Source organism: Variovorax sp. KK3 (assembly GCF_001984055.1).
Classification (GTDB): Bacteria; Pseudomonadota; Gammaproteobacteria; order Burkholderiales; family Burkholderiaceae_C; genus Variovorax.
In genome coordinates this window covers 148,058-173,294 of the sequence record NZ_LYVO01000003.1, presented here as the reverse complement: position 1 = coordinate 173,294, position 25,237 = coordinate 148,058, and the positions used below count along the sequence as shown (strand labels likewise).

Below are 25,237 nucleotides of genomic sequence, written 5' to 3'. Positions count from 1 at the left end.
GTGCGCCGCCGCAGCCCACCAGCACGGCCGCGCACAGGGTCAATGCAGCCAGGCGCTGCCATACGAGTTCCATGAAGTCTCCCTGCGCGCGGATGGCGGCGCGCTCGTTGCGCAATGGCTAGTGAACGAATCCGATGCCGCGCGACTCGCGCACTTCGGGCTTGATGCGGTGCTCCGCTTCCAGCTGGTCCAGGAACTCGCCGGCAGAGAAGGCGACCGCGAGGATATCGGTCTGGCGCTTCACCGCCGCGAAATCGCCGGGGCACAGCTGCGGGAGCTTCACCAAGCGCTGGCGGATCTCGTCGGTGAGGGCTGCGGCATCGCCGCCCAGCGCCTCGGTGACGAACATGCGCTCGCGCTGGGGCGCGGTGAGCGGCATGAACTTGATCTTGAAGGTGAAGCGGCGCAGCGCCGCCTGGTCGAGCCGGTCGAGCAGGTTGGTGGTGCAGACGAAGATGCCGTCGAAGCGCTCCATGCCCTGCAGCATCTCGTTGACTTCGGTCACCTCGTAAGTGCGCTGGGCGCCGCGGCGGTCTTGCAGAAAGCTGTCGGCCTCGTCGAGCAGGAGCACGGCTTTTTCGGCCTCGGCCTCCTTGAACATGGCAGCCATGTTCTGCTCGGTTTCTCCGACGTACTTGCTCATCAGGTCGCTCGCCTGCTTGATGATCAGCGGCCGGCCGATGGCCTTGGCGATGTGCTCGGCCAGCGCCGTCTTGCCGGTGCCGGGCGCGCCGTAGAAGCACAGCGTGCCGTGGCCGCGTGCCTTGAGCGCCTCGACGATGCGCGGGATCTCGAAGCGGGTCTCGACGTTCAGCATGTCGAGGTCGTAGGTGGTGACGCTGCGGCGCACGCCCAGGCCATCGACCACGCCGAGCGCCTGGTCGGCATTGCGCAGCTGGCGCTCGATCAAACTCTCGACCGACGCGCCTTCGGACATGGCCAGCCCAGCGAAGCGCACCGCCGTGCGGATCTGCGCAGGCGTAAGTCCCTTGCGGGCTGCCAGCTTGGCGGCGAATGCCTCGGACACGGACACGCCCTCGAGCGTGCGGCGCACCAGTTGCTCACGGGCGCCGGGCGGCGGCGACTTCAGCTCGAGGTGGTAGGCGAAGCGGCGCCGGAAGGCCGGGTCGATCTGCTCGATGCGGTTGGTCACCCACAAGGTCGGCACCGCGTTCGATTCGAGGATCTGGTTGACCCAGGCCTTGCCGCTCACGCTGCCGCTGGCCGGCGCGGCGATCTGCTCGGCGCGCGCCATGAGTTGGGCCGCCTCGGTGCTGATGGGCGGGAACACGTCTTCGACTTCGTCGAAGAGCAGGGCCGCCTGGGCACTGCCCTTTAGAAAGACCTGCGCGATCTGCAGCGAGCGGTAGCGGTCGCGGCCCGACAGCGAGTTGCCGTCGCGGTCGGCGTACTCCACCTCGAAGAGCTCCAGTCCCGCCGCCTGGGCGACGACCTTCGCCAGTTCGGTCTTGCCGGTGCCGGGCGGCCCGTAGAGCAGCACATTCACGCCGGGTTCCTTGCGCGCGACGGCGGCGGCCAGCAGCGTGACGAGCATGCGCGCCTCGTCCTGCACGAAGGCGAAGTCGTCCGCGGTGAGCGTGCTCTTGGCCGATGGCCGCGTGAACACGGCCATCAGTTCGTTGTGGTCGCGGTACTCGCGCATCAGCACCGGCGGCAGCTTCTCGCTGACCTTCATCAGGTCGGCCAGGTCGGTGATGTTGTGTTCGGAGATGAGGTTTTCGACCAGGCCGATGCGTTCGAGCCGCGAGCCGGCGCGCAGGGCCTCGCCCACGTCGGTGGCATTGACGCCGGCCACCTCGGCGATCGCCGCATAGGCCTCGGGCGCGTTGTTGACCTTGAACTCCACCAGCAGCGAGCGCAGGTCGCGCTGGTAACGCGCCAGCGTGCCGTACAGCAACAGCGCGCGCTCGGCCTTGTTGAGTTGCAGCAGGCCGGCCAGCGCGTCGATGTTCTTTTCGACCAGCGTGGACTGCTTGCGCAGCGCGTGGGTCAGCCAGTCGCGCGTGACGGCCAGCACCGACAGCAGATCCTTCGGCTGGTCCTTGGCGTATTCGTCGAGGTAGAAGAAGAGCGTGCCCTCTTCGTAAGGCCCGCGCCACACGCCGTGGCGCTCCAGCAGCGTCCGGCCGTCGAACTGCTCCACGCCCTTCCAGACCTCGTTGCCGGCGCAGCGGCGCACGAGGAATTCGCGCAGGCGCTGCAGCACCGCCATCGGCCAGACCAGGTGGCGGCCGGTGAGCGAGAGCAGGCCGTTCAGGTCGCGCCGCACGTTGAAACGCGGGCCCTGCTTGGCTGCGAGCGTGAGGACGAAGTGCGAGCACATGAGCTCGAGCACCGGTGCCTCCTTGAGTCCGGGCGACGGCAGTGCATGACCGCGGGAAGCCGCAGCCACGACATCGGCACCGGAACGCTTGACCATCGAGCAACCTCCAGCTAGGAGTCTCCTGAGAGAAACGGGAATTGACCGCGACCATAGCGCAGAGTTTTGGCTTCGGGAAGCCTCGGGGAGGGTAAAAACCCGGATGTTGCGAATCCGTCCCACAATGCCACTCATGCTTGGAATCGAAGACATCGAGCGCGCCGCGGCGCGCCTGCAGGGGCAGGTGCTCGATACACCCTGCGTCGAATCGCGCACGCTGTCGGAAATCGTCGGCGCGCAGGTGTTCCTGAAGTTCGAGAACCTGCAATTCACGGCTTCGTTCAAGGAACGCGGCGCCTGCAACAAGCTGGTGGATCTGTCGAACAAGGGCGTGCACGGCGTCATCGCCATGTCGGCCGGCAACCATGCCCAGGGCGTGGCCTACCACGCGCAGCGGCTGGGTCTGCGCGCCCTCATCGTCATGCCGCGATTCACGCCCGGCGTGAAGATCGAGCGGACCCGTGGTTTCGGCGCCGAGGTCGTGCTGCATGGCGACACGCTCGATGCGGCACGCGCCCATGCGATGGCACTGGCGGAAAAGGAAGGGCTGGTCTTCGTCCATCCCTACGACGACGAGGCGATCATCGCGGGGCAGGGCACGGTGGCGCTCGAGATGCTCGATACCGTGCCGGATCTCGATGTGCTCGTCGTGTCGGTCGGCGGCGGCGGGCTGATCGCGGGCATGGCCCTCGCCGCGCGGGCACGCAGGCCGGACATCGAAATCGTCGGGGTGCAGACCCGGCGCTTTCCGGCCATGGTCAATGCGGTGCAGGGCACCCAGCACCCGACAGGCCAGAGCACCATCGCCGAAGGGATCGCCGTGGGTACCCCGGGTGTGCTGACGAAAGCGATCATCGCCGCCGAGGTCAACGACTTGCTCCTGGTGGACGAAGGCGACATCGAGCAGGGCGTGCTGATGCTGCTGGAAATCGAGAAGACGCTGGTCGAGGGGGCCGGCGCGGCCGGGCTGGCGGCGTTGATCCGGCATCCTGAACGCTTCAAGGGCAAGCGGGTCGGGCTGGTGCTGTCGGGCGGCAACATCGATCCGTTGCTGCTGGCGGCCATCATCGAACGGGGCATGGTGCGCGCCGGCCGGCTGGCCCGGGTGCGCGTCAGCGCGCGCGACGTGCCGGGCTCGCTGGCCCAGATCACGGCCACTGTGGCGGAAGCGGGCGCCAACGTCGACGAGGTGCATCACCAGCGCGCCTTCACCATGCTGGCGGCGCAAAACGTGGACATCGAGCTGGTGCTGCAGACCCGCGGGCGTGCGCATTTGTCGACCGTGCTGGAGGCGCTGGCCAGTGCGGGATTCGAGGCTCAGGAACAACGCTGACGGGGCAAGCCCCTAGACGATGGCCGACCGGTCAGTCGGTAAAATGGTTTCAGTTTTCCCGATTCAAGGAATCAGCATGTCCAATCCCACGCCGGTCGAGCCGGACCACGCGGCCGCCGTCGAGCACGACGCGGTCGAATCCATCGTTCACCTCATGCCCCTGGTGCTGCCCATCGCCGGGGGGGTGCTGATGCTCCTGCTGGCATCCATTGCCATCTACATGGCCTGACAGCCTGGCGCGGCATCGGCGGACACTTCGCCGCGCCGCAGTTCAACGAGGATCCCAGACCCCCTTTTTCGGGCAGCCCGGATCCTCTCTCCCTGGACGGGAAGACGTTTTTTCCAACGGACCACGCCAGCTTCGGCCTGCGAGTCCCGTTCGGAAAGACGATTTTTCAACTTAGGAGATCTTATGAACGCACCGCTGAAGGGCCTTGCCGTACAGGCACCCTCGTACGTCAAGAACGCGAAGCTGCTCGCCTGGGTGGCCGACATGGCGGCGCTGTGCAAGCCCGAAGCCATCTACTGGTGCGACGGCAGCCAGGAAGAATACGACCGCCTCTGCCAGCTCATGGTGGACGCCGGTACGTTCAAGAAGCTGAACCCGGCCAAGCGGCCCAACTCCTTCCTCGCGACCTCCGACCCGAGCGACGTCGCCCGTGTGGAAGACCGCACCTTCATCTGCTCGGCGAACAAGGAAGACGCCGGCCCCACCAACAACTGGATGGCTCCGGCGGAGATGCGCGCCACGCTGCAGCCGCTGTTCGACGGCTGCATGAAGGGCCGCACCATGTACGTGGTGCCCTTCAGCATGGGCCCGCTGGGCTCGCCCATCGCGCACATCGGCATCGAGTTGTCCGACAGCCCGTATGTCGCGGTCAACATGAAGATCATGACCCGCATGGGCAAGGCCGTGTACGACGTGCTGGGCGCCGAAGGTGAGTTCGTGCCTTGCGTGCACACCGTCGGCGCGCCCCTGCAGCCTGGCGAGTCGGACGTGTCCTGGCCCTGCAACAAGACCAAGTACATCGTCCACTACCCCGAGACGCGCGAGATCTGGAGCTACGGCTCGGGCTACGGCGGCAACGCGTTGCTGGGCAAGAAGTGCTTTGCCCTGCGCATCGCTTCCAACATGGGCCGCGACGAGGGCTGGCTGGCCGAGCACATGCTGATCCTGGGCGTGACCAGCCCGGAGGGCAAGAAGCACCACATCGCGGCCGCCTTTCCCAGCGCCTGCGGAAAGACCAATTTCGCGATGCTGATCCCGCCGGCGGGCTTCGAAGGCTGGAAGGTCACGACCATCGGCGACGACATCGCCTGGATCAAGCCGGCGGCCGACGGCCGGCTGCATGCCATCAACCCCGAGGCGGGCTACTTCGGTGTCGCGCCCGGCACCAACATGCAGACCAACCCCAACTGCATGGCCAGCCTGGACCACGACGTGATCTTCACGAACGTCGCGCTGACCGACGACGGCGACGTCTGGTGGGAAGGCATGACCGACACGCCTCCGGCCCACGCCATCGACTGGCAGGGCAACGAGTGGACGCCGGCCATCGGCCGCGAAACCGGCGCCAAGGCAGCCCACCCCAATGCGCGCTTCACCGTCGCAGCCACCAACAACCCGGCACTGGACGCCGCCTGGGACGACCCGAAGGGCGTGGCGATCGACGCCTTCATCTTCGGCGGCCGCCGCTCCACCACCGTGCCGCTGGTGACCGAGGCGCGCAACTGGGTGGAAGGCGTCTACATGGCCGCGACGATGGGCTCGGAAACCACCGCCGCTGCTGCCGGGCAACAAGGCGTGGTGCGGCGCGATCCCTTCGCGATGCTGCCTTTCGCCGGCTACAACATGAGCGACTACTTCCAGCACTGGCTGGACCTGGGCAAGAAGCTCGACGCCACCGGGGCGCATCTGCCCAAGATCTACACCACCAACTGGTTCCGCAAGGGCGCCGACGGCAAGTTCACCTGGCCAGGCTACGGCGAGAACATGCGCGTACTGAAGTGGATGATCGACCGCATCGAAGGGCGTGGCCAGGGCACGGAACACGTGTTCGGCGTGAGCCCACGCTACGAAGATCTGAACTGGACCGGGCTGGACTTCAGCACCGAGCAGTTCGACACCGTGACCCACATCGACAAGGCCGCCTGGCAGGCAGAGCTGAAGCTCCACGCCGAGCTGTTCCAGCAACTGGCGCATCACCTGCCCCAGGAGTTGCCGGCCACCAAGGCCGCCATCGAAGAGCGCTTGGCCGCCTGATCGCCTGATTCCCATTCGGGACGCACCCACGAAAAAGCCGCCCTGGACGAGGCGGCTTTTTCGTTTTGGCGTCCGGCCGAAATGGCCGGACCAGAGCTCAGTAGTGCTGGCCGAGGTTCACGCTGCGCAGCGCGTTGTACAGGCCGGGCACATTGGCATCCGCATCCACCGACACCACCGTGCGCTCGCCTTCGCGGCGCGAGCTGATTGCCTGCAGGTCGCGCAGGATGCGCGGATCGTGCTTGGCGTAGGCCAGGAACTGCTCGTCGGCGCGGGCAGCGGCCCGGCGGCGAGCCGCGTTGCGCGTCGCGGTGACGGCACGAACGGCCAGGCCGCGTGCGGTACCCGCGAAGAAGGCGAGCGCTGCGAAGGCCACGCCCCACAGCACGAGCCAGGCCACCAGCAGGCCGCCTTCGCTCCAGGTAGACATCACCTTGTCGGCGACGACGAGCAGCGAAGAAACGATGGCTGCGAGCAGCAGGGCTGCCAGGCCACGGGCGCCGTCGAAACTGCGACGGGCGGCGCGAATGTGGTCGATGACGGCTTCCGCGCGGGCGACGCCCGGGTGAGTGGCCGGTTGTTCAACGTGGACAAAGCTGGTCATGATGAATGTCCCTCCTAAGGACGACTGTGGGTAACCGATGCGGTGATATTAGGGGTTTCCCTGATGTTTTCCCAATTTATCTTCATGATGTTTACCATTCACGGGGATGATAGATGTCAACTTTCGCACGTTCGACCTGAACCTGCTTCGGGTTTTCGACGAGGTCATGGCAGAGCGCAACCTCACGCGAGCGGCGCGCAACCTCGCCATCACCCAGCCGGCGGTCAGCAATGCGCTGCGGCGCTTGCGCGACAGCCTGGGTGACGAGCTGGTTCGCCGGTCTGGCACCGGCGTCGAACCCACGGCACGCGCACTGGCGCTGTGGCCGACCGTGCGCGACGTGCTGCGACAGCTGCAGCACACGCTGGCGCCGGGCGAATTCGACGCCGGCATTGCCGACGACACCTTCGTTCTCGCGATGGCCGACGCGACGGCGGCCGAACTGGTCCCGGGTCTAGTCCGGATCGTGGAGGAAGAGGCACCCGCGATTTCGCTGCGCGTGCTGCCGCTCACGACCCGCGATCCGCGGCGCTTGCTCGAGAGCGAAGAAGTGGACATGGCAGTCGGCTACTTTCCGGCCGTCGCTGCCAACCTGGCGGCACGCGGCCAGGCCGGCGCGGCCATGCTGCCGTTCGAAACCCAACGGCTCTACATCGGGGAGTACGTATGTGTGATGCGACGCGGCCACCCGTTGGCAGGGTCACCACTGACGCTGGACGACTTCTGCGCCGCCCGACATCTGCTGGTCAGTTTTTCCGGCCGCCCCTACGGCTTCATCGACCAGACGCTGGGCGCGCTGGGCCGGGAGCGGCGCATCGTGGTGACGGTGAACCAGTTCTTCACGGCCGGGCGGGTGGTCGCCAACTCCGACCTGCTGACGGTATTGCCCCGCCACTTCGTCAAGGTCACGGGCATCGAGAAGCAGTTGGTGCTGCGCGACCTGCCGTTCCAGCAGCCGCTGGTGCACGTCGACGCGATCTGGCATCGCCGCGCGCAGCACGGTCACGCACACGAGTGGCTGCGCCAGGCGCTGTTGCGCTCCGCCACCGCGGCCTTCGCCGGGACCGAAATGCCCGGCCTGGCTGGCTGACGCCGTTCAGCGAACGACGCTGAGCCAGGCGCTGGCAGCGGCGCGCAGTTCCTGGGCGTGGTGCGCGTCCAGGCCAGCGCGCGAGTCGGCGCGTTCCATCAGCGTGGCGGCAGGGCTCGAAGGCGTCTCGGGGGTCTTGAGGCTCAACAGGCGTGCCACTTGGGCGACGAGGCTGTACATGATGTTTGCGCGGCCTTGGCCCGCGCTGTAGTGGTTGATGGATTGAAGATTAAGGGTTTTCCCTATGACTTCCAGCACAACGTTATGCACTTCCGGCATGAGGATATTCGCCTAGACTGCGCCCATGAAGCTGCAGCTGCTTTCGGATCTCCACCTGGAAGTGCATCCCCGGTTCGAAATTGCTCCTATACCAGACGCCGACTTCCTGGTGCTGGCGGGCGATATCGGCTCATATCAAGCGGGATCTCGTATCACCGAGGCCGATTTCGGATTGACCCGCTTTTCGCCCCGCCATGGCTGGCCGACGCCGGTGATGTACGTTCCCGGCAATCACGAGTACGACAACGCAGACTTCGACGCCACGCACGACCGCCTGCGCACGGTGTGCGACGCGCTCGACATTCAGTGGCTCGAACGCGAAAGCCGCGTGATCGATGGCGTCCGCTTCGTCGGCACCACGCTCTGGGCCGATTTCGACGCGCTGGTCGAGCCAGGCGACACCATGACCGAAGCCCTCAAGAAGCGCGGCAAAGCCATGCGGGCGGCGAACTTCTACCTCGAAAAAGCCGCCACGTTGCGGCACGGCCAGATCTTTCTCGCCGAGGCGTTGAGAGAGCACTCACTGACGTGCCAAGCCTGGCTGCGCAATGAGCTGGCTCAAGCCTTCGACGGCCCGACGGTGGCCGTCACCCATTTCGCGCCGACGCTGGCAAGCGCCGATCCGCGCTACGGCCTCAGCCCGGGCACGGCCGGCTTCTGCAATTCGCTCGACGAGTTGCTGCCCCGCGCCGACCTCTGGCTGCACGGCCACTTGCACTGCGCATTCGACTACATGAAGGACGGCTGCCGCGTGGCCGCGAACCCGCTGGGCTACAGGGGCAAGGGCGAGCAGGATGATTTCCGCCCCGACTGGCTCATCGAGGTGCCCCCGCCTCGCGCCAAACGCTGAGCCTCCCGCTCAAGCCGCCCGCACGCCGGCCACGCCGCTTTCGACCGCAAAGCGCGCCTGCGTCTGGAAGCGTGCGTCCGCCACCACCGGATGCGCCGTGGCCCGGAATTCACACTGCAGCCCCTTGGGCGTGGCCTCGATCAGCGCATAGCCGCGCTCGTCGCCTCGCGCATGCGCCACGTCGGGGTTGTCGTGCCGCATCTGCTCCATGGCCAGGCGGCTCGCACCGCGCGAACTGATCGAGCCGCCGACGAACTCGCTCGCGACCGCCAGGGATGCCGTGTCGTTGGGCTGCACGCGAAGGTCGGCCGCCACGAATCGGTGGACGTCGCCGCCCAGCACCACCACGTCGCGCAGCCTGGCGTCGGCGATGCCTTGCAGCAGTTGCTTGCGCGCCTCGGGGTAGCCGTCCCAGCCGTCGGTCCATGACTGCCGGCCGCGCGGCGCTTCGAGGCTGGTCGAACTCATCTGCGTGGACTGCCCCAGCAGCTTCCATTGCCGGCCGGACTCCGCCAGGCCCTGCGCGAGCCATCGCGACTGCTCAGCGCCGAGCATGGTGCGCGACGGATCGGCCAGCGCCTTGCAGCCGATCACCAACCGGCCCCAATCCCGCGTCGGATCAGGGCAGGCATGGTGGCTTCGGTACTGACGGCAATCGAGCGTCCACAGCTCGGCCAGACGCCCCCAGGCGAAGCGGTCGTGAATGCGCATCGACGGCCCCTGGGGCGCTACCAGCAGCGGCATGTGCTCGAAGTAGGCGCGATAGGCTGCGGCCCGCCGGCGCAGGAAGACCTCGGGATCGGTGTACTCCGGCTCGCGGTCGTTGGCGTAGTCGTTGACCACCTCGTGGTCGTCCCACGTCAGCACCCACGGATGCGCTGCGTGCGCCGCCTGCAGATCCGCGTCGCGCTTGTAGAGGGCGTGGCGCTCGCGATACGCCTCCAGCGTCAGCGGCATCGGCGCGCCGTGGCGCCGCATCTCGGGTGTTCGGCTGAAGCCTTCATAGATGTAATCACCGACGAACAGCACGAAGTCCAGGTCGCGCGAGGCGATATCACGGTGGGCCGCGAAATAGCCGTGCTCATAGTTCTGGCAAGCCCCCAGCGCCAGGCGCAGACGCTGCACCTGCGCGTCGGCTGCTGGCGCCGTGCCCGTGCGCCCTACCGGGCTCTGCGCATCGCCGCAGCGAAATCGGTACCAGTATTGCCGCTGCGGCGCCAGGCCCTGCACGTGCGCATGGACGCTGAAGGCACGCTCGGCATCGGTGATCACTTCGCCTTTCGCCACGCGGCGCTCGAGCCCCTCGTCGCCGAACACCTCGTACTGCACGGCGCAGCTGCGCACGCCGTCGAGGTCTTCACCCTGCGCTGGCGCGAGCCGGGTCCACAGGACCACGCTGTCGGGTCGCGGCTGGCCACTTGCGATGCCCAGCGTGAACGGGTCGGAACGCCAGCGCGGCGCCGCCTGCGCGTGCGCGACACGCATGGCGGGCCAGCCGCAGAGCGCCAGCCACAAGGCCGCGCGGTTCAAATCCCGTCGATGGAGAGGCATGAAAGACCGTGTTCCTACAGCAGCGACTCGCCCACCCAGGGCAAGAGCAGCCAGTTCTTGAAGCGCAGCCAATAGTGGCCGCCGGGTTCGTCATCGTGGACGACGTCGTCGCCTTTGGCGTCCGACTCCACCCATTGCACGCGTCGGCCGTCGGGCGTCAGGCGCAGCCGGTAGGCCGAGTTGGTGCGGCTGGCCGTGATGAGGGTCTGGTAGTCGGCCACGATTTCCGGGCTGTCGATCAGCAGGCCCGACTCGGTGTTGACCGCCGCCGAGCGATGGTCCATGTTCATCGATCCGACGAAGAGGAGCCGCTCGTCGACCACCGCCAGCTTGGCATGGAGCCGGCTGATCGAGTGACCGAAGTCGCCGAAGTGGCCCGAGCGGCCGGTGAGTTCCGGAGCGACCTCGCGGATGGTGACGCCGATGCGCAGCATGTCGGCGCGGTAGCGCGTGTAGCCGGCGTAGACCAGCGGCTCGTCGGTCGCGCCCAGCGAATTCGTGACCAGGAAGATGCGCCCCGTTTGCCCACCGGTGGCCTGCTTCATCATCGCCATGCCTCGCTCGCCGGGCACGAAGTAGGGCGACACGATGGTCACTTCGCTGCGGGCGGAATCGAGCGCCCGCAGCGCACCTTCGGTCACGCTGCCGCGAAACGCTTCGGCATCGTTGCCGCGTGTGATCTTGGCCGGGTCGTCCACGTACAACTGGGCCGTGGCCCAGCGCAGTTCGAGCGCGCCACCGTCGAGCTGCCGACCGACCGGGCTGCGTTCCATCACGTCGTGCGAGCGCACCGGCAGCTCGGACAGCGCGGCGCCTGCAAGCGCGTCGAAATGCGCACGCCGAAGCTCGGGCGAATCGGCACTCGAGATCACGTCGCCGACCGCACGCACCTGCTCGCTGTTCCAGTAGCGGTCGAAGCCCGCCGACATCTCGCGCACCACCGGCCCGCAGGACAGCAGGTCCATGTCGATGAAGTTGGCCGCGGTGCTGCGCATGAAGTATTCGCTCGCGATGTTGCGGCCACCCGTGACCGCGCAGGTGTTGTCGGCCACCAGCAGCTTGTTGTGCATGCGGTGGTTGATGCGGCCGAACTCGTGCAGCGACAACAGGAAGCGCATCGACAGCGACTCGGCGCGCGACGGCAGCGGGTTGAACAGGCGCAGTTCGACGTTCGGATGGGCCGCCATGCCGACCAGCATCGCGTCCTCGCCGCCGGTGTAGAGGTCGTCCATCAAGAGCCGCACCCGGACCCCGCGCGCGGCCGCGTCGCGCAGCTCTCGCAGGAACAGCAGCCCCACTTCGTCGCGCTGGATGTGGTAGTACTGCACGTCGAGCGACTTCTGCGCCTGCCGGATCAGCGCGATGCGCGCTTCGAAAGCGAACTCGGCTTCCGGCAGCAGCCGGAAGCCCGACCGGCCGGACGATGCGGCGGGCGTCCCCGATGCGACGATGCGCGCCAGCCGCGTGTCGGCCACGTCGGTCAGCGCCTGGCTCGGCACGACTCGCCCCGGCGGCGGCAGCGTCGCGCAGCCGCCGAGCCAGACGGCCAGGGCAAGCAGCAGAAAGGCGCGGACATTCGCGAACGACGGCATGGGCCGCAATGTAACGCCGCTGCCTGACCATGCGCAGCAGAGCCGCCCCCTATGATCGGCGCCCATCGGCAGCAGCAAGGGATTCGCGTGCTCAACGGCTTGTGGCTCGGTTTTTTTCTGGCAGCGGCGTTGGCCGCGTTCGTGCGCTGGCTCGTCGGCGGCGATGCCACGGTGTTCGCGGCCCTGGTCGAGAGCCTGTTCGCGATGGCCAAGCTCTCGGTCGAAGTGATGGTGCTGCTCTTCGGCACGCTCACGCTGTGGCTGGGCTTCCTGCGCATCGCCGAGGCGGCGGGCCTGGTCGCGTTTCTCGCGCGCATCCTCGGCCCGCTGTTCCGCCGCCTGATGCCGGAGGTGCCGTCCGGGCATCCGGCGCTCGGCCTCATCACGATGAACTTCGCGGCCAATGCGCTGGGCCTGGACAACGCAGCCACGCCGATCGGCTTGAAGGCGATGCGCGAGCTGCAGAGCCTCAACCCCAGCACCGACACGGCCAGCAACGCGCAGATCCTGTTTCTGGTGCTCAACGCCTCGTCGCTGACGCTGCTGCCGGTCAGCATCTTCATGTACCGCGCGCAGCAGGGCGCGGCCGATCCGACGCTGGTCTTCCTGCCGATCCTGCTGGCCACCAGCTGCTCCACGCTGGTGGGCCTGTTCTCGGTGGCGTTCGTGCAGCGCCTCAGGCTGTGGGACCCGGTGGTGCTCGCCTACCTGCTGCCCGGCGCGCTGCTGCTGGGCGGCTTCATGGCCATGCTGACCACGCTCTCGGCGGCAGCGCTCGCCTCGCTCTCTTCGCTGCTCGGCAACCTCACGCTGTTCGGGATCATCGTGGTCTTCCTGCTGGCCGGCGCGTGGAAGCGGGTGAAGGTCTACGAAGCCTTCGTCGAGGGCGCCAAGGAAGGCTTCGACGTCGCGAAGAACCTGCTGCCCTACCTGGTGGCGATGCTGTGCGCGGTCGGCGTGCTGCGCGCTTCGGGCGTGCTCGACATGGTGTTGGCCAGCATCCGCTGGGTGGTCGAGCGAACGGGCCTGGATGCGCGCTTCGTCGACGCGCTGCCGACCGCGCTGGTCAAACCGTTCTCCGGCAGCGCTGCGCGCGCGATGCTGATCGAGACCATGCAGAGCCAGGGCGTGGACAGCTTCGCCGCGCTCGTCGCCGCCACCATCCAGGGCAGCACCGAAACCACCTTCTACGTGTTGGCGGTCTACTTCGGCGCGGTCGGCATCCAGCGCGCGCGGCACGCGGTGGGTTGTGCGTTGCTGGCCGAGCTGGCCGGCGTAGTGGGCGCGATCGCCGTGGGTTACTGGTTCTTCGGATAACGGGCCGGAAGCCCTCCCGGGCGGGCGGCAAGACACGATGGGCCAGAATAGGCCTTCACTTCCCCGCTTTTCCGTGACCGTTCCCGCACGGGCGCAGCCGCCCTCCTTCACCGTCGACGAGTTTCGTGCCGCGCTCGGCATGTTCGCCACAGGCGTCACCATCGTCACCGCGCGCGCGGCCAACGGCCGGCTGGTGGGGCTGACGGCCAACTCCTTCAATTCGGTGTCGCTGGCGCCGCCGCTGGTGCTGTGGAGCCTGGCGCGCAGTGCCGCTTCGATGGCGGCACTGAGCACCGGCTCGCATTACGCCATCAACATCCTGGGCGCCGATCAGAAGTCGCTGGCCGAGCGCTTCGCGACCAAGGACGTGGACCGCTGGGCCGAAGTCGATTTCACCGAGGGCCTGGGCGGCGCGCCGGTGCTGGCCGGCGCGGCGGCGAGTTTCGAGTGCTTCAACCGCAGCCGCTACGACGAAGGCGACCACGTGATCTTCGTCGGCGAGGTGGAGCGCTGCACGCACAGCCCGGGTGCTTCGCCGCTGCTGTTCCACGGCGGGCGCTTCTACACCGAGCACCCGCTGTAGCGCGATGTAGCCCGACCTAGCGCCGCACGCTGAGCTTGTAGCGGAAGGTGTCGGCGCGGTAGACCGCGGTTTCCACGTGCACCGGGCCGCCGCCGGCCAGGTGCAGCAACCGCTCCACCAGCAGCACAGGCGCACCGGGCGAGAGCTGCAGCAGCTTCGCATCCTGCGCCTTCGCGAGGCCGGCGCCGATCTCGAGCTGGGCCTCGCCGATCTCCAGGCCGCCTTCGCGCTCGAACACCTCGATCAGGTCGCGCTGCGAAAAATCGACCCGGGCGAGCCGTTCGCCCAGAAAGCACGGCAGGTAGGAGCTGTTGAGCGACAGCGGCTCGCGGTCGAGGTAGCGCAGCGTCTGCAGGTGATAGACGGTCTCGCCGGCCGGCAGCTGGAGCTGGCGCGCCACGGCCGCGGGCGGCTTCATCTCGCGCCAGGCCAGCCGCTTGCTGCTCACCGCGTGCTGCTCGGGCGCCATCGCCTCGTTGAGGCCCTGCAGCCGGTTCAGGCTTTGCGCCGCCCTGGGATGGGACACGAAGGCACCCTTTCCGTGCAGCTTGACGATCAGGCCTTCGGTCTGAAGTGCCGCCAAGGCCTGCCGCACGGTGATGCGGCTCACGCCGTGCTCGGCCGTCAGCTCGGCCTCCGACGGCAGCTTGGCCCCCGGCGCGAGCACGCCGTCGAGGATGCGGGCGCGCAGCGCGTCGCGCAGCTGGGCGTGGAGCGATTGCGGCAGCTCAACCATTCATGGCCCCACCGGCAACGCTGGCATGCGATTTGCGTCGCTTGTCATAACTTGTCATAACAAGTAGATTCTGCACCGCCAGGGTGCTTCTTTTCCGTTCATCACAACCCAAGGAATCGACCATGTCCGCAGCCCGAGCCTTCATCCGTTCCAGCACCGCCGTGCTGGCCTTCACCGCTGGCCTGGGCTTCGCCCAGACACCGGGCTACCCCACCAAGCCGATCACGCTGATTGTGCCGTTCGCCGCAGGCGGCGGCGTCGATGCCACCGCGCGGCTGTTGACCGCGAAGCTGGGCGAGCTGCTCAAGCAGCCGGTCGTCATCGAGAACGTGGCCGGTGCCGCCGGCACCATCGGCACCCAGAAGGCCGCACGCTCGCCAGCCGACGGCTACACGATGCTATTCGCGGTGGCCAGCCCGCTCAACGTGGCGCCGCTGGTTGCGCCCGCGGCCGTGCGCTACGACAGCTTCAAGGACTTCGTGCCGGTGGCCACGATCGGCACCTCTCCCTTCGTGCTGATCGGCAAGACCGCGCTTCCCGCCAACACCACCGCCGACCTCATCAAGCTCGCCAAGTCGCAGCCCGGCAAGCTCAACTTCGGCACCGACGGCGTGGGCACCTCGCTGCACGTCACGGCCGAGCTGTTCAAGCAGCGCGCCGGCCTCGATCTCGTGCACGTGCCCTACAAGTCCGGCCCGCAGGTGCTGACCGACGTGGCCGGCGGCCAGGTCGACCTGGCGGTGCTGCCGCTGTCGCTGGCGCAGCCCTTCATCAAAGACGGCAAGGTGCGCGCCTTCGGCGTCACCTCGCTGGCGCGTTCGCCGAACGCACCCACCATTCCGGCGCTGTCGGAATCGGCGGAACTCAAGGGGCTCGAAATGGATGCATGGCTCGGCGTGCTCGCGCCCGCCAACACGCCGCCGGCCGTGACGGCCGCCTGGGTGGCCGCGCTCGACGCCACGCTCAAAGACCCGGAGATCGCGCGCAAGCTCGGCGACATCGCGGTCAAGCCGCAGCTGATCGCCGGCCCTGCCTTCGGCGAATACCTGGCCAAGGAGCGCAAGGCCATCGCAGGCGTGGTGCAGACTGCCGGCATCAAGACCGAATAGCCGTCTGCCACAGGAGTCACGTTCATGCTGATGTCGCTGTCCAGCGTCTGGATCCTGCTGCCGGCCGTGCTGCTGGCCGGCGGCCTGATCGGCGCCAGCGGCATCGGTGGCGTGCTGTTGGTGCCGGTGCTGACCCAGCTCGGTGGCGTGCCGCTGCCCCAGGCCATCGCCGCCGCCTCGCTGGGCTTCGCACTCCCGGCGCTGGTGGTGCTGAAGCCGCTGCGCCGCGAGCGCGCGATGGCGATGCGCTGCCTGCCTCTGCTGGGCGGTGCGCTGGCCGGCGCCGCCGCCGGTGCGCTGCTCGTGCGCTGGCTGCCGGGCAGCGCGCTCATGACCGGCGTGACGGTGCTCGTGCTGTTCTCGGGCTGGCGCGGTCTGCGTGCGGCGAAGTCCGCGGCGGCGCCGGCCGCGCCCCTGGGCAACGCTGCGCTGCTCGCCATCGGCGCGGTGGTCGGGCTGGGCTCGGCGCTCACCGGCACCGGCGGCCCGGTCCTGGTGCTGCCGCTGATGATGCTGCTGCGCCAGCCCATCGTGTTCGCGGTCGTTGCGGCGCAGGCGGTGCAGTTGCCGATCGCGCTGGCCAGCAGCACGGTGCATGCGATCGAGGGCCGGCTCGACCTGCCGCTCGCCGCGGTGTGCGGCGTCTTGATGCTGGCCGGCTCGATCGCCGGGCAGCGCGCTGCAGCCGGCCTCGACGTGCGCCAGCTGCAGCGCTTCGTCTCCATGCTGCTGCTCGCAGTCGGCGCCTGGTTCGCCTGGCTGCTCTACGCCTGACCCGACAAAGAGGAACGACCATGCTGTCCCCCGAACGCCTGAATTCCCGCGAGCCCCTGCTGCTCGCTCCCGAATGGCTCATGCTGCCCGAGGGCCCGCGCGAAGGCATGGCCGTGCTGGTCGAGAACGGCCGCTTCGCCCGTGTCGCTGCGCTGGACGACTTGCGCGCGGCGCATCCCGGCCTGGCGCCCGTCGAGATGCCGCAGCGCCTGTTGATGCCGGGCCTCGTCGACACCCATACGCACCTGACCCAGTCCTTCGGCAAGGCGCTGGCCTTCGGCGAGCCCTCCGAGATCTTCAAGCGCATCTGGGTGCCGATGGAGGCGACGCTCGACGAGAACGCCGCGTACCTGTCGTCGAAGCTGGCGGCGCTGGAATCTTTGCGCGGCGGCTTCACCACCGTGGTCGATGCCGGCACGCGCTCGCAGGTCGGCCTGGATGCGGTGGCCAGCGCCGCGCGCGACACCGGCATCCGCTGCGTGCTGGGCATGATCTGCAACGACGCGGACCTCGACGGCGACGAGGCCGCTCAGCGCCGCATCCTCGACGACGCCGCGACCTTCCTCGCACGCCTCGAACACGACCCGCTCGTGCATCCTTCGCTCGCCATCTCGATCCCCGAGGCGGCCAGCGACCGCATGCTCCAGGCGGTCGCCGCGCTCACGCTCGAAAGCGGCCGGCGCTTCCAGACGCACGTCAACGAACACCTCGCCGCGGTCGAACGCTCGCTGGTCGCACGCGGACTGCGTCCGCTCGAAGTGCTGCACGCCTGCGGCGCGCTCAATGCGTCGGCCTTGCTGGCCCACGCGACGCTGCTGACGCCGCGTGAAATCGGCCTCCTGCGCGACAGCGGCGCCGCCGTCGCCTACAACCCGGTGGCCAGCCAGTGGAAGGGCAATGCCGTGCTCGACGCCGGCCTGCTCGCCCTGCTCGGCGTGCCCTTTGGCCTGGGCACCGACGGTACGCGTGCCGACGGCTTCCGCCTGATGGATGCGGCCGAAGCCACGCAGCGGCTGACCAGCGGCCTTGCGAACGGCGACTCGTCCTGCGGCGGCGGCTGGCTCTGGCTCGACCATGCGACGCACGGCGGCGCGCGGGCGGCAGGGCTGGGCGCGCTCACCGGCCACATCGCGGAAGGTCTGGCGGCCGACTTCCTCGTCGTCGACCTCGACATCCCCGAGTTCGTGCCGAGCTGGGACCTCAACTGGGAGCTGGTGCGCTTCGGCAACCGCGACCAGATCGAAGCCGTGTTCGTCAACGGCGCGCTGCGCCTGTGGCAGGGCTGGCCGGTCGACTGGGACGCGCGCGCCCTGATGCGCGAGGTGCGCGAGGTGGCGCGCCGCGACGTGCGGCGCGCGCCGATCCAGCGCGTGCATCCTGCGTCGGACCTGCACCGCGCGCAACAGCGGCAGCCTTCCAGCCCCGCCTGAAGGATCTACGCCGGCAGGCTACGATCGGCGGATGCCCGCCCGCCCTGCCTGCCTGCCGCCGCGTGCACACCGGCAGTGTTGCGCGGCGACGGTTGCCCTGCTGGCGATCGTCGTCGCTGCGCCGGCCGCATCGGCCGAGCCGCTCAAGCAGAACTGGTTCGACGACCCCTTCTTTCAAGTCTCCTCCGGCCTGCGCACATGCCCGGTGCCCGAGGGACCGCTCTACACCGAGGCCGAGCGTCGCACGCAGATGCACGCACGGCTCGAACGCGGCACCAGTTGCTGGCTCGAAGGCCGCTGCAAGGACAGCAACGCATACCGCTACGACAAGACGATCGCACCACGCGTGCAGGCCGCGCTGTCCGCCGTGCCGGGCGTGAAGCAGGCGAGCGTCTGGGCCATGGTCCAGCGCCGCTGGGTCTTTCTGCAAGGCTGCGTGCCTTCGCGCGCATTGGCCAAGCGGCTCGAGGCCGCGGCGCGCGCCGTGCCCGATGTCGAGCTGGTGGTCGACGACCTCATGGTGGGCACGCGGAGCAGGCCGCCCTACGCGGTCGCGGCGCCCTGAGCAAGACATTGCAAGAACACAAGTTCCCAGAACAAGCGACAGACAAGCCCGAGACGCACCCGAATGATCGAAAGAAAAAGCCACCTCGACACCCGCGCCATCAGCCTCTTGCTGGTCTGCTGCTCCTTCTGGGGCCTGCAGCAGATCCTCATCAAGACCACCGTGACCGAGGTGCCGCCGCTGTGGCAGGCCTCGATCCGCATGGGCGGCGCGGTGGTGCTGCTGTGGCTGTGGTGCCTGTGGCGCCGCGTGCCGCTGTTCGAGCGTGACGGCACCCTGCCCGGCGGCCTGGTCGCCGGCCTGCTCTTCACGGCCGAATTCATCGGCATCTACATCGGCCTGCAGCACACCAGCGCATCGCGGCTCACCGTGTTCCTGTACACCGCGCCCTTCGTGGTCGCGCTGCTGCTGCCGCGCTTCGTGCCCTCGGAGCGCCTGCGCGGCATGCAATGGGTGGGCCTCGCGCTGGCCTTCATCGGCGTGGTCGTGGCCTTCAGCGAAAGCTTCGGCCACAGCAGCTCGGGCCAGTTGCTGGGCGATGCGTTGGCATTGATGGCGGGCATCGCCTGGGGGCTGACCACGCTGGCGATCCGCAGCACGCGGCTCGCCACGGCCAGCGCGGAGAAGACGCTCTTCTATCAAATCGCCGTGACGGCCGCCGTGTCGCCGCTACTCTCGATCGGGCTCGGCGAGACCTGGAGCATCTCGTACTCCGGATACGCATGGTTCTCGATCACCCTGCAGACCGTGATCGGCGCTTTCGCGAGCTACCTGGCCTGGATGTGGATGCTGCGGCACTACCCCGCCACCCGCATCTCGTCCTTCACCTTCCTCACGCCACTGTTCGCGCTGGTGTTCGGCGTCGTCCTGCTCGAGGAGCCGCTGACGCTGCAGCTGGTGCTGGCGCTCTGCGGCGTCGCGCTGGGCATCGTGCTGGTCAACCGGAAGACGGCGCCCGTCGCCCAAGACGAATCGGCCGAATCCGTGCGCCGTGCAAACTGAACCGAGCCAACACGAGGCCCCGAGCGCGATGAACTTCCAGCCCCTTCTCGACGAGATCGATCGCGAGATCCGCCCCTTGCTCGGTCACGGCGGCACGGTCGCCAGCTACATCCCGGCACTGGCCCGCGTGCCGGCCGCGCAGTTCGGCATCGCGCTGCGCACCTGCCAGGGCGCGGAGGCGCAGGCCGGCGATGCGGCCACGCCCTTCTCGATCCAGAGCATCTCGAAGCTCTTCACGCTGACGCTCGCGATGCGCCACATGGGCGACGCGCTGTGGGAGCGCATCGGGCGCGAGCCGTCGGGCAACCCCTTCAATTCGCTGGTGCAACTCGAAAGCGAGCAAGGCAAGCCGCGCAACCCGTTCATCAATGCCGGGGCCATCGCCGTGGCCGACCGCCTGCTGAGCCGTGGCGACGCCAAGGCCGAGTTGGTGGCGCTGATGAGCAGCCTGTGCGGCGAATCCATCGGTTTCGACGACGAGGTCGCCGCCTCCGAGGCCGCGACCGGCTATCGCAACTACGCGCTCGCCAATTTCATGAAGAGCTTCGCCAAGCTCGACAACGACGTCGAGGCGGTGCTCGACATGTACTTCCACCAGTGCTCGCTGCGCATGAGCTGCGTGCAGCTGGCGCGCGCGGCCGGCTTTCTGTGCCGCGACGGCGCCCATCCGCGCAGTGGCGAAGCGGACATCACCACCGAGCGGCAGGCACGGCGCATCAACGCGCTGATGCTGACCTGCGGCACCTACGACGCGGCCGGCGACGTGGCCTTCTCGATCGGCCTGCCCTGCAAGAGCGGCGTCGGCGGCGGCATCGTGGCCGTGGTGCCCGACCGGCTCACGCTGTGCGTGTGGTCGCCGGCGCTCGATGCGACGGGCAATTCGCTGCTGGGCATGAAGGCGCTGGAGCTCTTCGTCGCGAAGACCGGCCTGTCCGTGTTCTGAGCGAAGCGCAGCGCGTCATCCGCGGCCGAAGGCCAGCAGCATCTCGATGACCCGCTGCGTCGCCCCGTCCAGCGGGCCGTTGGCGCGGTAGGCAATGGCCAGGTGGCGCGTGAGCTTCGGGCTCAAGGGCCGCGTCTGCACGTGCTCGCCGGCATCGGCGACCTTGCCTTCGTCGGGTGCCGGCAGCAACGCAACGCCGTAGCCCGCGGCCACCAGCCCGCGCATCGCGACATCGTAGTCGTGCTCGATGCGCGCGCGCGGCGCGAAGCCGGCCTGCGCGAACCACTCCATCGTCAGCGCGTACATGCGCGACCCCGGCTGGTTCATGATCAACGGATGCTGCGCCAGCCAGGCCGGCGTGACGCGCCGCGGCGCCTCCCAGCTCGCCGGGATGAAGGCGGCCATGGAATGCTGTCGCCAGGGCGTGAGCGCCAGGCCCGGCGTGGCGGGCTGCGGCAGCGCGATGATGGCCAGGTCCAGCGCGCCAGCCAGCACGCCGGACACCGAGTATTCGGAGCCCAGGAAGCTGGGAGTCAACACGATGTCCGGGTAGTGCTTAAGCAGCGCGTGGAACACGGGCGGCAGCAGGTCGACCACGACGCTGGTCGTGCTGCAGCCGATGCGCACGCGCCCGGCCAGGCCCTGGTGCTGCCGCTGCACGGCCTCGATGGCATCGTCGGCATCGCGCAGCAGGCGGCGGCCGCGCTCCACCAGCACGGCACCGGCCGGCGTGGTGGTGACGCGTCGCGCACCGCGCAGCACCAGCGTGGCGCCCAGGCGCGATTCGAGTTCGCTGACGTGCAGGCTCACGGTCGGCTGCGCGAGGTGCAGGGCTTGCGCGGCGGCCGAGAACGTGCCCAGGTCGGCAATGGCCACGAGGGTGCGGAGTTGGTCGAGGTTCAGCTCTCTCATCAGTAATCCTGATTGGTCGCCTCAGAAATCTCAACTTCCACAATATCACGCGCCGGCGCACCATCGGGCTCCAACACAGGAGTACATGCGATGGAATCGAAGATGCAACAGTCCCTGCACCGGCTGCTGCAGGCCCTGGTCGAGCGGGCCGCAGCGGCCCAGGCGCGCCGCCGGGCCCGTCGGCAGGCGCAGCAACTCAACGGGATGAGCGAGCACGAGCTGCTCGACCTGGGCATCGGCCGCAGCGAAGTGCCGGGCCTCGTGCACGCCACGCGGCCGCGCTGACGCCGCGCGCGGGCTTCAGCGCGCCGGCGGGTCGTAGTCCTTCTGGTCCGCCAGGATGGACGCGGCGCGATAGGCCGAGCGGCCCGCGGTCTTGGTGTACGCCATCAATGTCTTCCACTGCCGCTCGCGGTCCTGCGGGCTCATCGGGCTGCGCTGGTTGATCAGGGCCTGGCTCACCTCGAGCAGCGATATGGCCGCGGTCAGACAGAAGTGGACCGCCGACTGCTCCGGGTCTTCGTGGTAGCGGGCCTGCTCGGCATGCAGGGCCATCGACTGGTCCTTCTCGTTCATCGATGCCAGCAGCGTGGGCCCGTAGAACGGAACCGCGCGCCGGTCGATGCTGCCGGCGCCCAGCGCCTCGTCGAGTTCGGCCAGGGCTTTCTCGATGTTCGACATCGGGCTTTTGTCGTTGCGGTCGGGGCTCATGGGGGATGTCCGTGTTTTGGGGCCGTCAGGCCGGGCAGTCGACGATGCTGAATTCGACGCGCCGGTCCGGCGCATCGACGACGTCGTCGGTACCGCTGCCGACGAGGTTGTTCCTCGAGCCCATGCCCAGCGTGCGCGTGCGGCTCGCGAGCTCGGGCGACTCGCTGCTCAGCTTCTGGCGGATCGAGTTCGCGCGGCGGGCCGAGAGGCTGTCGTTGACGGCTTCGGGGCCGGTCTTGCTGCTGTGGCCCACGATGTCCATGCAGGTCCTGGCGCTGCCCGCCTGCCGCGCGATCTGGCGCAGCCACATGCCGTAGGCGCTGGTGAGCCGGGTGTCGGCCCAGAACTCGGTGCTGCCGGGGTTGAAGAGAAACTTGACGCTCAGGTTCTTCTGCGTAAGCCCGTAGGCCACCAGGCGGCCGAAGGCGTCTTCGGCTTCGGCCGTTCGCCCGAGCTTGGCGCTCGCCAAGTAGACGCCGTTGAGCACCCGGATCTGGTTGCCGGCCGGCGCCGCCGACAACCTGCGGTACTCGGCCAGCGCTTCGCGGTAGCGCCCCGCGTTGTAGAGCGAGGCCGCTTCGTGCACGGCGGTCGCCGCCGAGATCCGGCCCAGGTAGGTGGCGTCGGCCGGCTTGCCCACCGGCGTGGTGCTGGTGCGCACGTAGCCGTCGACGGTCTCGTCCTTCATCAGAACCGGGCTGTCGCGGTAGTAGCTCATCGGCTTCATGTCGATGCCGTCCATGCGCGCCAGCGCCGACGACTGCGCGATGACTTCGCCGCCGTCGAGCGCGACGAGCGCCACGCTCACGCGGACATCGGCCTGCGCCTTGGCCAGCGAACCGACGAGCAGGTACTGCGCCTTCGCCAGGCTCGATGCCTGGAATGGCAAGAGCTCGAACTGGCGCGACTGCTGCACCCGCTCGCCGATGGCGCGGTCGAGCTGCTGGGTCGCGACGGTCTGCTGGCCGGTGTCGGCGGCGATCGCCGGGTCGAGGATCACGGTGCCCCGGTCCTGCCCCGCCAACCGCTTCGACAGCGTGCGCGTCTGCTCGAAGAGCGCGTCGGCGGCCACGACGATGGCGCGGTCGTAGGGCATCGCCTCTTCGCTCACGGTCGCGGGCCGGGTCGCGCAACCGCCTAGGCCGAGGCAGGCGGTTGCGGCCAGCAGCAGGCCGGAGAGCAGCGGTGCTGCGAAGGTGGGGGATCTCATCTGCATTGATTTTTCTGAAAGGCGGCTTCGTCGGGGCTCAGGCCCTCCAACGAGGATTTGAGAACGAGGTCGCTGCAGCGCAGGGCGCGCGCGGACTGTGCGACGGCGGGCGTGGCCTCGGGCGGCTCGGATCGGGTCGTGTGTGCAGCAGGCTGCTGAGGCTCCGGCGCGGCCGCGACAGGCTTCGCACGCGCGGCTGTCGGCCGTGCCACGGCAACGACTTCGGGCCGCGTCGTGGGTGCAGGTGCATCGGCTGTGCGAGCGGTCGGCTGGCGCGGCACGACGACGCTGGCAGGCGCCGGAGTTTCGGCAGAAGCGATGGCCTTGACCGGCGTCGACACAGGCACCGGCACAGGCACCGGGACAGGCACTGGCGTGGAATCAGGCTGTGCGGGCGCCGAGACGGTGGCCGTCGGCGCGGCGCGCGGCGTTTCGGCACGCTGTGCTTCCGGCGGCGCATTCGATGAGCCCGTGCCCAGCCACCATGCACCGGTACCGGCCAGCGCGAGGACGAGTAGCGCGACATGCCCACGGCGTACGCGGCCTCGCGTGTGGCCCGGGTCGGCATCGGCGAGCGGGGCGTGCAAAGTCGCGGGGCCCGTGTCGTCACCTGCATCGGCCGCATGCGAGGCCGCAGCATCGCTGCCCTCCGTGCGCTCGGCTGCCATCGACGTGGCCTCGGATGCATCCTCAGCAGGCAGATCGCCGATCAACGCACGGAACTGCCCCACGTCCTGCGGCCGGGCCTCAGGTCGCAGCGCCAAGGCCGCATCGATGGCTTCGAGGAAGCGTGCGCCGTACAGCCCGCCGTGCGTGCGGGCCAGCGGCTGCAACGCATCGCTGACGACCCGGCCGGCCGACGCGGGCGGCAGCCGGCCCGTGATGGCGTAGTAGACGACGCCGGCGAGGGCATAGAGGTCGGTCCACGGGCCCTGCGTCATCACGCCGCCGTATTGCTCGATCGGCGCGAAGCCCGGCTTGAGCACCGCCGTGAGGCCCTGCGTCATGTCGCTGATCACGCGGCGGGCCGCGCCGAAGTCCAGCAGCACCGGCCCGGCGCTGGTCAGCAGGATGTTGTCGGGCGAGATGTCGCGGTGCAGGCACTTCGCTCGATGCAGAACCGCCAGCGCGTCGAGCAGCGGATGCAGCCATGCGCGCAACTGCGCTTCGGACGGTGGGTGCGACTCACCGGCCAGCATCTCCTTGAGCGTCGGGCCCTCGTAGTACGGCATCGCCATATAAGCCGTGCCGTTGGCTTCCCAGAAGCGGAACACCTTGAGCAGGGCCGGATGGTCGAAGCTGGCGAGCAGGCGGGCCTCGTTGACGAAGCTCTTGAGACCGGCCTCGAAGGTGTCGCGATGCTGCTCCGAACGCATCGACACGCCGAGCGAATCGTCGGCGCGCATCGCCAAGCTCGCGGGCATGTATTCCTTGAGCGCCACGTGGCGTTCGAGCATCGGGTCCCAGGCCAGGTACACGATGCCGAAGCCGCCTTCGCCGAGCGGCCGAAGCACCTGGAAGCCCGCGAGTTCCGTGCCTTCCGCCAGCGCATCGCGCAGCGGCGCCACGGCGCGGCGCTCCTGCGTCACGGCGGTCTGCAGCCGTGTGAAGGCCTCGGTGGCGACATAGGGCGGGGGCGATTCGAAGAGCGATGCCGACTCGTCGAAGGCGCCGCCTTTCAGCGCGCCCACGCATCCGATGCAGAAGGTGGCGGCCGCCCGGTTGCGCGTCCCGCATGCCGGGCAGATGGCCTGGGAACCCGATGAGGGACCACTGCGCGCCGGCGCATGCACCGGCTCAGGCTCGGCCGCCGCGGTCGCGTTCATTCAAAAGCTCGCGAGGCGGACCACGGCCCAGCCCAGAGCCACCATCAGCGCGATGACGAGCGCAGCGCGGCCCCACACGCTTTCTCGACGGCGTGCCCGAGGCCCGCCGTGTCCGAG

The 25,237-nt window shown here is 68.6% G+C and carries 24 protein-coding genes; 14 read left to right on the top strand and 10 right to left on the bottom strand.

Annotated features, from left to right (window positions below; all coding sequences use genetic code 11):
* Window positions 1-118: 118 nt before the first annotated feature.
* A complete protein-coding gene (locus B0W80_RS02955) occupies window positions 119-2,440 on the bottom strand; it encodes an ATP-binding protein (RefSeq protein WP_076997600.1) in 2,322 nt (773 codons plus the stop codon).
* 133 nt (window positions 2,441-2,573) lie between these two features.
* Between B0W80_RS02955 and B0W80_RS02950 the strand changes: the two genes are divergently transcribed.
* From B0W80_RS02950 to B0W80_RS02945, 3 genes are all read left to right on the top strand, one after another.
* Window positions 2,574-3,773 (top strand): threonine ammonia-lyase, encoded by a 1,200-nt coding sequence (locus tag B0W80_RS02950; protein ID WP_179106817.1) that lies wholly within the window; start codon window positions 2,574-2,576, stop codon window positions 3,771-3,773.
* Between the two features lie 76 nt (window positions 3,774-3,849).
* On the top strand, window positions 3,850-4,002 hold the full coding sequence (locus B0W80_RS35350; RefSeq protein ID WP_179106816.1) for a hypothetical protein: 153 nt from the start codon (window positions 3,850-3,852) through the stop codon (window positions 4,000-4,002).
* Between the two features lie 183 nt (window positions 4,003-4,185).
* Complete coding sequence (locus B0W80_RS02945; RefSeq protein WP_076997598.1) at window positions 4,186-6,036, top strand: phosphoenolpyruvate carboxykinase (GTP); 1,851 nt, start codon at window positions 4,186-4,188, stop codon at window positions 6,034-6,036.
* Window positions 6,037-6,133: 97 nt separating this feature from the next.
* Here B0W80_RS02945 and B0W80_RS02940 read toward each other — a convergent pair whose 3' ends face one another.
* Window positions 6,134-6,640, bottom strand: coding sequence for a hypothetical protein (locus B0W80_RS02940; RefSeq protein WP_076997597.1), 507 nt, complete (start codon window positions 6,638-6,640; stop codon window positions 6,134-6,136).
* A gap of 109 nt (window positions 6,641-6,749) precedes the next feature.
* Here B0W80_RS02940 and B0W80_RS02935 point away from each other — a divergent pair, with 109 nt between their 5' ends.
* A complete protein-coding gene (locus B0W80_RS02935; protein WP_076997619.1) occupies window positions 6,750-7,730 on the top strand; it encodes a LysR family transcriptional regulator in 981 nt (326 codons plus the stop codon).
* 6 nt (window positions 7,731-7,736) lie between these two features.
* Here the strand turns inward: B0W80_RS02935 and B0W80_RS35910 are convergent, their stop codons facing one another.
* On the bottom strand, window positions 7,737-7,910 hold the full coding sequence (locus B0W80_RS35910; protein ID WP_218668866.1) for a hypothetical protein: 174 nt from the start codon (window positions 7,908-7,910) through the stop codon (window positions 7,737-7,739).
* A 124-nt stretch (window positions 7,911-8,034) separates the two neighbouring features.
* Here B0W80_RS35910 and B0W80_RS02925 point away from each other — a divergent pair, with 124 nt between their 5' ends.
* The gene (locus B0W80_RS02925; RefSeq protein WP_076997595.1) at window positions 8,035-8,859 is read left to right on the top strand and encodes a metallophosphoesterase; all 825 of its coding nucleotides are present in this window, start codon (window positions 8,035-8,037) and stop codon (window positions 8,857-8,859) included.
* A gap of 9 nt (window positions 8,860-8,868) precedes the next feature.
* On the opposite strand, the gene B0W80_RS02920 is transcribed toward B0W80_RS02925, so the two are convergent.
* Window positions 8,869-10,410, bottom strand: a complete 1,542-nt coding sequence (locus tag B0W80_RS02920) for an alkaline phosphatase (protein ID WP_076997594.1) — start codon at window positions 10,408-10,410, stop codon at window positions 8,869-8,871.
* A gap of 14 nt (window positions 10,411-10,424) precedes the next feature.
* Window positions 10,425-12,002 (bottom strand): phospholipase D family protein, encoded by a 1,578-nt coding sequence (locus B0W80_RS02915; protein WP_076997593.1) that lies wholly within the window; start codon window positions 12,000-12,002, stop codon window positions 10,425-10,427.
* 87 nt (window positions 12,003-12,089) lie between these two features.
* Here B0W80_RS02915 and B0W80_RS02910 point away from each other — a divergent pair, with 87 nt between their 5' ends.
* Window positions 12,090-13,319 carry a nucleoside recognition domain-containing protein gene (locus B0W80_RS02910; RefSeq protein WP_076997618.1) on the top strand — a complete coding sequence of 410 codons (1,230 nt, stop codon included), beginning with the start codon at window positions 12,090-12,092 and terminating at the stop codon, window positions 13,317-13,319.
* A 37-nt stretch (window positions 13,320-13,356) separates the two neighbouring features.
* The gene (locus tag B0W80_RS02905) at window positions 13,357-13,902 is read left to right on the top strand and encodes a flavin reductase family protein (RefSeq protein WP_179106815.1); all 546 of its coding nucleotides are present in this window, start codon (window positions 13,357-13,359) and stop codon (window positions 13,900-13,902) included.
* A gap of 16 nt (window positions 13,903-13,918) precedes the next feature.
* Here B0W80_RS02905 and B0W80_RS02900 read toward each other — a convergent pair whose 3' ends face one another.
* Window positions 13,919-14,638, bottom strand: a complete 720-nt coding sequence (locus tag B0W80_RS02900) for a GntR family transcriptional regulator (RefSeq protein ID WP_076997591.1) — start codon at window positions 14,636-14,638, stop codon at window positions 13,919-13,921.
* Window positions 14,639-14,760: 122 nt separating this feature from the next.
* On the opposite strand from B0W80_RS02900, the gene B0W80_RS02895 reads away from it, so the two are divergent.
* From B0W80_RS02895 to B0W80_RS02870, 6 genes are all read left to right on the top strand, one after another.
* Entirely contained in the window at window positions 14,761-15,747 is a 987-nt protein-coding gene (locus B0W80_RS02895; protein ID WP_076997590.1) for a tripartite tricarboxylate transporter substrate binding protein, read from the top strand.
* A gap of 24 nt (window positions 15,748-15,771) precedes the next feature.
* On the top strand, window positions 15,772-16,521 hold the full coding sequence (locus B0W80_RS02890; protein ID WP_256856456.1) for a sulfite exporter TauE/SafE family protein: 750 nt from the start codon (window positions 15,772-15,774) through the stop codon (window positions 16,519-16,521).
* Window positions 16,522-16,541: 20 nt separating this feature from the next.
* Window positions 16,542-17,951: an amidohydrolase family protein gene (locus tag B0W80_RS02885; RefSeq protein WP_076997589.1), complete on the top strand. Its 1,410-nt coding sequence runs from the start codon at window positions 16,542-16,544 to the stop codon at window positions 17,949-17,951.
* A gap of 31 nt (window positions 17,952-17,982) precedes the next feature.
* Window positions 17,983-18,516, top strand: coding sequence for a BON domain-containing protein (locus B0W80_RS02880; protein WP_083745145.1), 534 nt, complete (start codon window positions 17,983-17,985; stop codon window positions 18,514-18,516).
* Window positions 18,517-18,579: 63 nt separating this feature from the next.
* Window positions 18,580-19,518 carry a DMT family transporter gene (locus B0W80_RS02875; RefSeq protein ID WP_076997588.1) on the top strand — a complete coding sequence of 313 codons (939 nt, stop codon included), beginning with the start codon at window positions 18,580-18,582 and terminating at the stop codon, window positions 19,516-19,518.
* 28 nt (window positions 19,519-19,546) lie between these two features.
* Complete coding sequence (locus B0W80_RS02870) at window positions 19,547-20,461, top strand: glutaminase (RefSeq protein WP_076997587.1); 915 nt, start codon at window positions 19,547-19,549, stop codon at window positions 20,459-20,461.
* Window positions 20,462-20,476: 15 nt separating this feature from the next.
* Here the strand turns inward: B0W80_RS02870 and B0W80_RS02865 are convergent, their stop codons facing one another.
* The gene (locus B0W80_RS02865; RefSeq protein ID WP_076997586.1) at window positions 20,477-21,373 is read right to left on the bottom strand and encodes a LysR family transcriptional regulator; all 897 of its coding nucleotides are present in this window, start codon (window positions 21,371-21,373) and stop codon (window positions 20,477-20,479) included.
* A gap of 90 nt (window positions 21,374-21,463) precedes the next feature.
* Between B0W80_RS02865 and B0W80_RS02860 the strand changes: the two genes are divergently transcribed.
* The gene (locus B0W80_RS02860) at window positions 21,464-21,658 is read left to right on the top strand and encodes a DUF1127 domain-containing protein (protein ID WP_076997585.1); all 195 of its coding nucleotides are present in this window, start codon (window positions 21,464-21,466) and stop codon (window positions 21,656-21,658) included.
* Between the two features lie 15 nt (window positions 21,659-21,673).
* Here B0W80_RS02860 and B0W80_RS02855 read toward each other — a convergent pair whose 3' ends face one another.
* Genes B0W80_RS02855 through B0W80_RS34635 form a run of 3 tightly spaced genes read right to left on the bottom strand, consistent with a single transcriptional unit; the run spans window position 21,674 to window position 25,120 of the window.
* A complete protein-coding gene (locus tag B0W80_RS02855) occupies window positions 21,674-22,084 on the bottom strand; it encodes a hypothetical protein (RefSeq protein ID WP_076997584.1) in 411 nt (136 codons plus the stop codon).
* Between the two features lie 25 nt (window positions 22,085-22,109).
* A complete protein-coding gene (locus B0W80_RS02850) occupies window positions 22,110-23,300 on the bottom strand; it encodes an OmpA family protein (protein ID WP_083745144.1) in 1,191 nt (396 codons plus the stop codon).
* Window positions 23,291-25,120: a serine/threonine-protein kinase gene (locus tag B0W80_RS34635; RefSeq protein ID WP_076997583.1), complete on the bottom strand. Its 1,830-nt coding sequence runs from the start codon at window positions 25,118-25,120 to the stop codon at window positions 23,291-23,293. The genes B0W80_RS02850 and B0W80_RS34635 overlap by 10 nt, the downstream gene beginning before the upstream one ends.
* Window positions 25,121-25,237 lie beyond the last annotated feature (117 nt).

Bases quoted from the DNA above. Each gene is read 5' to 3' on its own strand.
- B0W80_RS35910 (WP_218668866.1), bottom strand. From the start codon at position 7,910: ATGTACAGCCTCGTCGCCCAAGTGGCACGCCTGTTGAGCCTCAAGACC.
- B0W80_RS02850 (WP_083745144.1), bottom strand. From the start codon at position 23,300: ATGCAGATGAGATCCCCCACCTTCGCAGCACCGCTGCTCTCCGGCCTG.
- B0W80_RS02955 (WP_076997600.1), bottom strand. From the start codon at position 2,440: ATGGTCAAGCGTTCCGGTGCCGATGTCGTGGCTGCGGCTTCCCGCGGT.
- B0W80_RS02860 (WP_076997585.1), top strand. From the start codon at position 21,464: ATGGAATCGAAGATGCAACAGTCCCTGCACCGGCTGCTGCAGGCCCTG.
- B0W80_RS02880 (WP_083745145.1), top strand. From the start codon at position 17,983: ATGCCCGCCCGCCCTGCCTGCCTGCCGCCGCGTGCACACCGGCAGTGT.
- B0W80_RS02945 (WP_076997598.1), top strand. From the start codon at position 4,186: ATGAACGCACCGCTGAAGGGCCTTGCCGTACAGGCACCCTCGTACGTC.
- B0W80_RS02925 (WP_076997595.1), top strand. From the start codon at position 8,035: ATGAAGCTGCAGCTGCTTTCGGATCTCCACCTGGAAGTGCATCCCCGG.
- B0W80_RS02915 (WP_076997593.1), bottom strand. From the start codon at position 12,002: ATGCCGTCGTTCGCGAATGTCCGCGCCTTTCTGCTGCTTGCCCTGGCC.
- B0W80_RS02905 (WP_179106815.1), top strand. From the start codon at position 13,357: ATGGGCCAGAATAGGCCTTCACTTCCCCGCTTTTCCGTGACCGTTCCC.
- B0W80_RS02855 (WP_076997584.1), bottom strand. From the start codon at position 22,084: ATGAGCCCCGACCGCAACGACAAAAGCCCGATGTCGAACATCGAGAAA.
- B0W80_RS02940 (WP_076997597.1), bottom strand. From the start codon at position 6,640: ATGACCAGCTTTGTCCACGTTGAACAACCGGCCACTCACCCGGGCGTC.
- B0W80_RS02890 (WP_256856456.1), top strand. From the start codon at position 15,772: ATGCTGATGTCGCTGTCCAGCGTCTGGATCCTGCTGCCGGCCGTGCTG.
- B0W80_RS02895 (WP_076997590.1), top strand. From the start codon at position 14,761: ATGTCCGCAGCCCGAGCCTTCATCCGTTCCAGCACCGCCGTGCTGGCC.
- B0W80_RS02920 (WP_076997594.1), bottom strand. From the start codon at position 10,410: ATGCCTCTCCATCGACGGGATTTGAACCGCGCGGCCTTGTGGCTGGCG.
- B0W80_RS02865 (WP_076997586.1), bottom strand. From the start codon at position 21,373: ATGAGAGAGCTGAACCTCGACCAACTCCGCACCCTCGTGGCCATTGCC.
- B0W80_RS02875 (WP_076997588.1), top strand. From the start codon at position 18,580: ATGATCGAAAGAAAAAGCCACCTCGACACCCGCGCCATCAGCCTCTTG.
- B0W80_RS02950 (WP_179106817.1), top strand. From the start codon at position 2,574: ATGCTTGGAATCGAAGACATCGAGCGCGCCGCGGCGCGCCTGCAGGGG.
- B0W80_RS02870 (WP_076997587.1), top strand. From the start codon at position 19,547: ATGAACTTCCAGCCCCTTCTCGACGAGATCGATCGCGAGATCCGCCCC.
- B0W80_RS02885 (WP_076997589.1), top strand. From the start codon at position 16,542: ATGCTGTCCCCCGAACGCCTGAATTCCCGCGAGCCCCTGCTGCTCGCT.
- B0W80_RS35350 (WP_179106816.1), top strand. From the start codon at position 3,850: ATGTCCAATCCCACGCCGGTCGAGCCGGACCACGCGGCCGCCGTCGAG.
- B0W80_RS34635 (WP_076997583.1), bottom strand. From the start codon at position 25,120: ATGAACGCGACCGCGGCGGCCGAGCCTGAGCCGGTGCATGCGCCGGCG.
- B0W80_RS02900 (WP_076997591.1), bottom strand. From the start codon at position 14,638: ATGGTTGAGCTGCCGCAATCGCTCCACGCCCAGCTGCGCGACGCGCTG.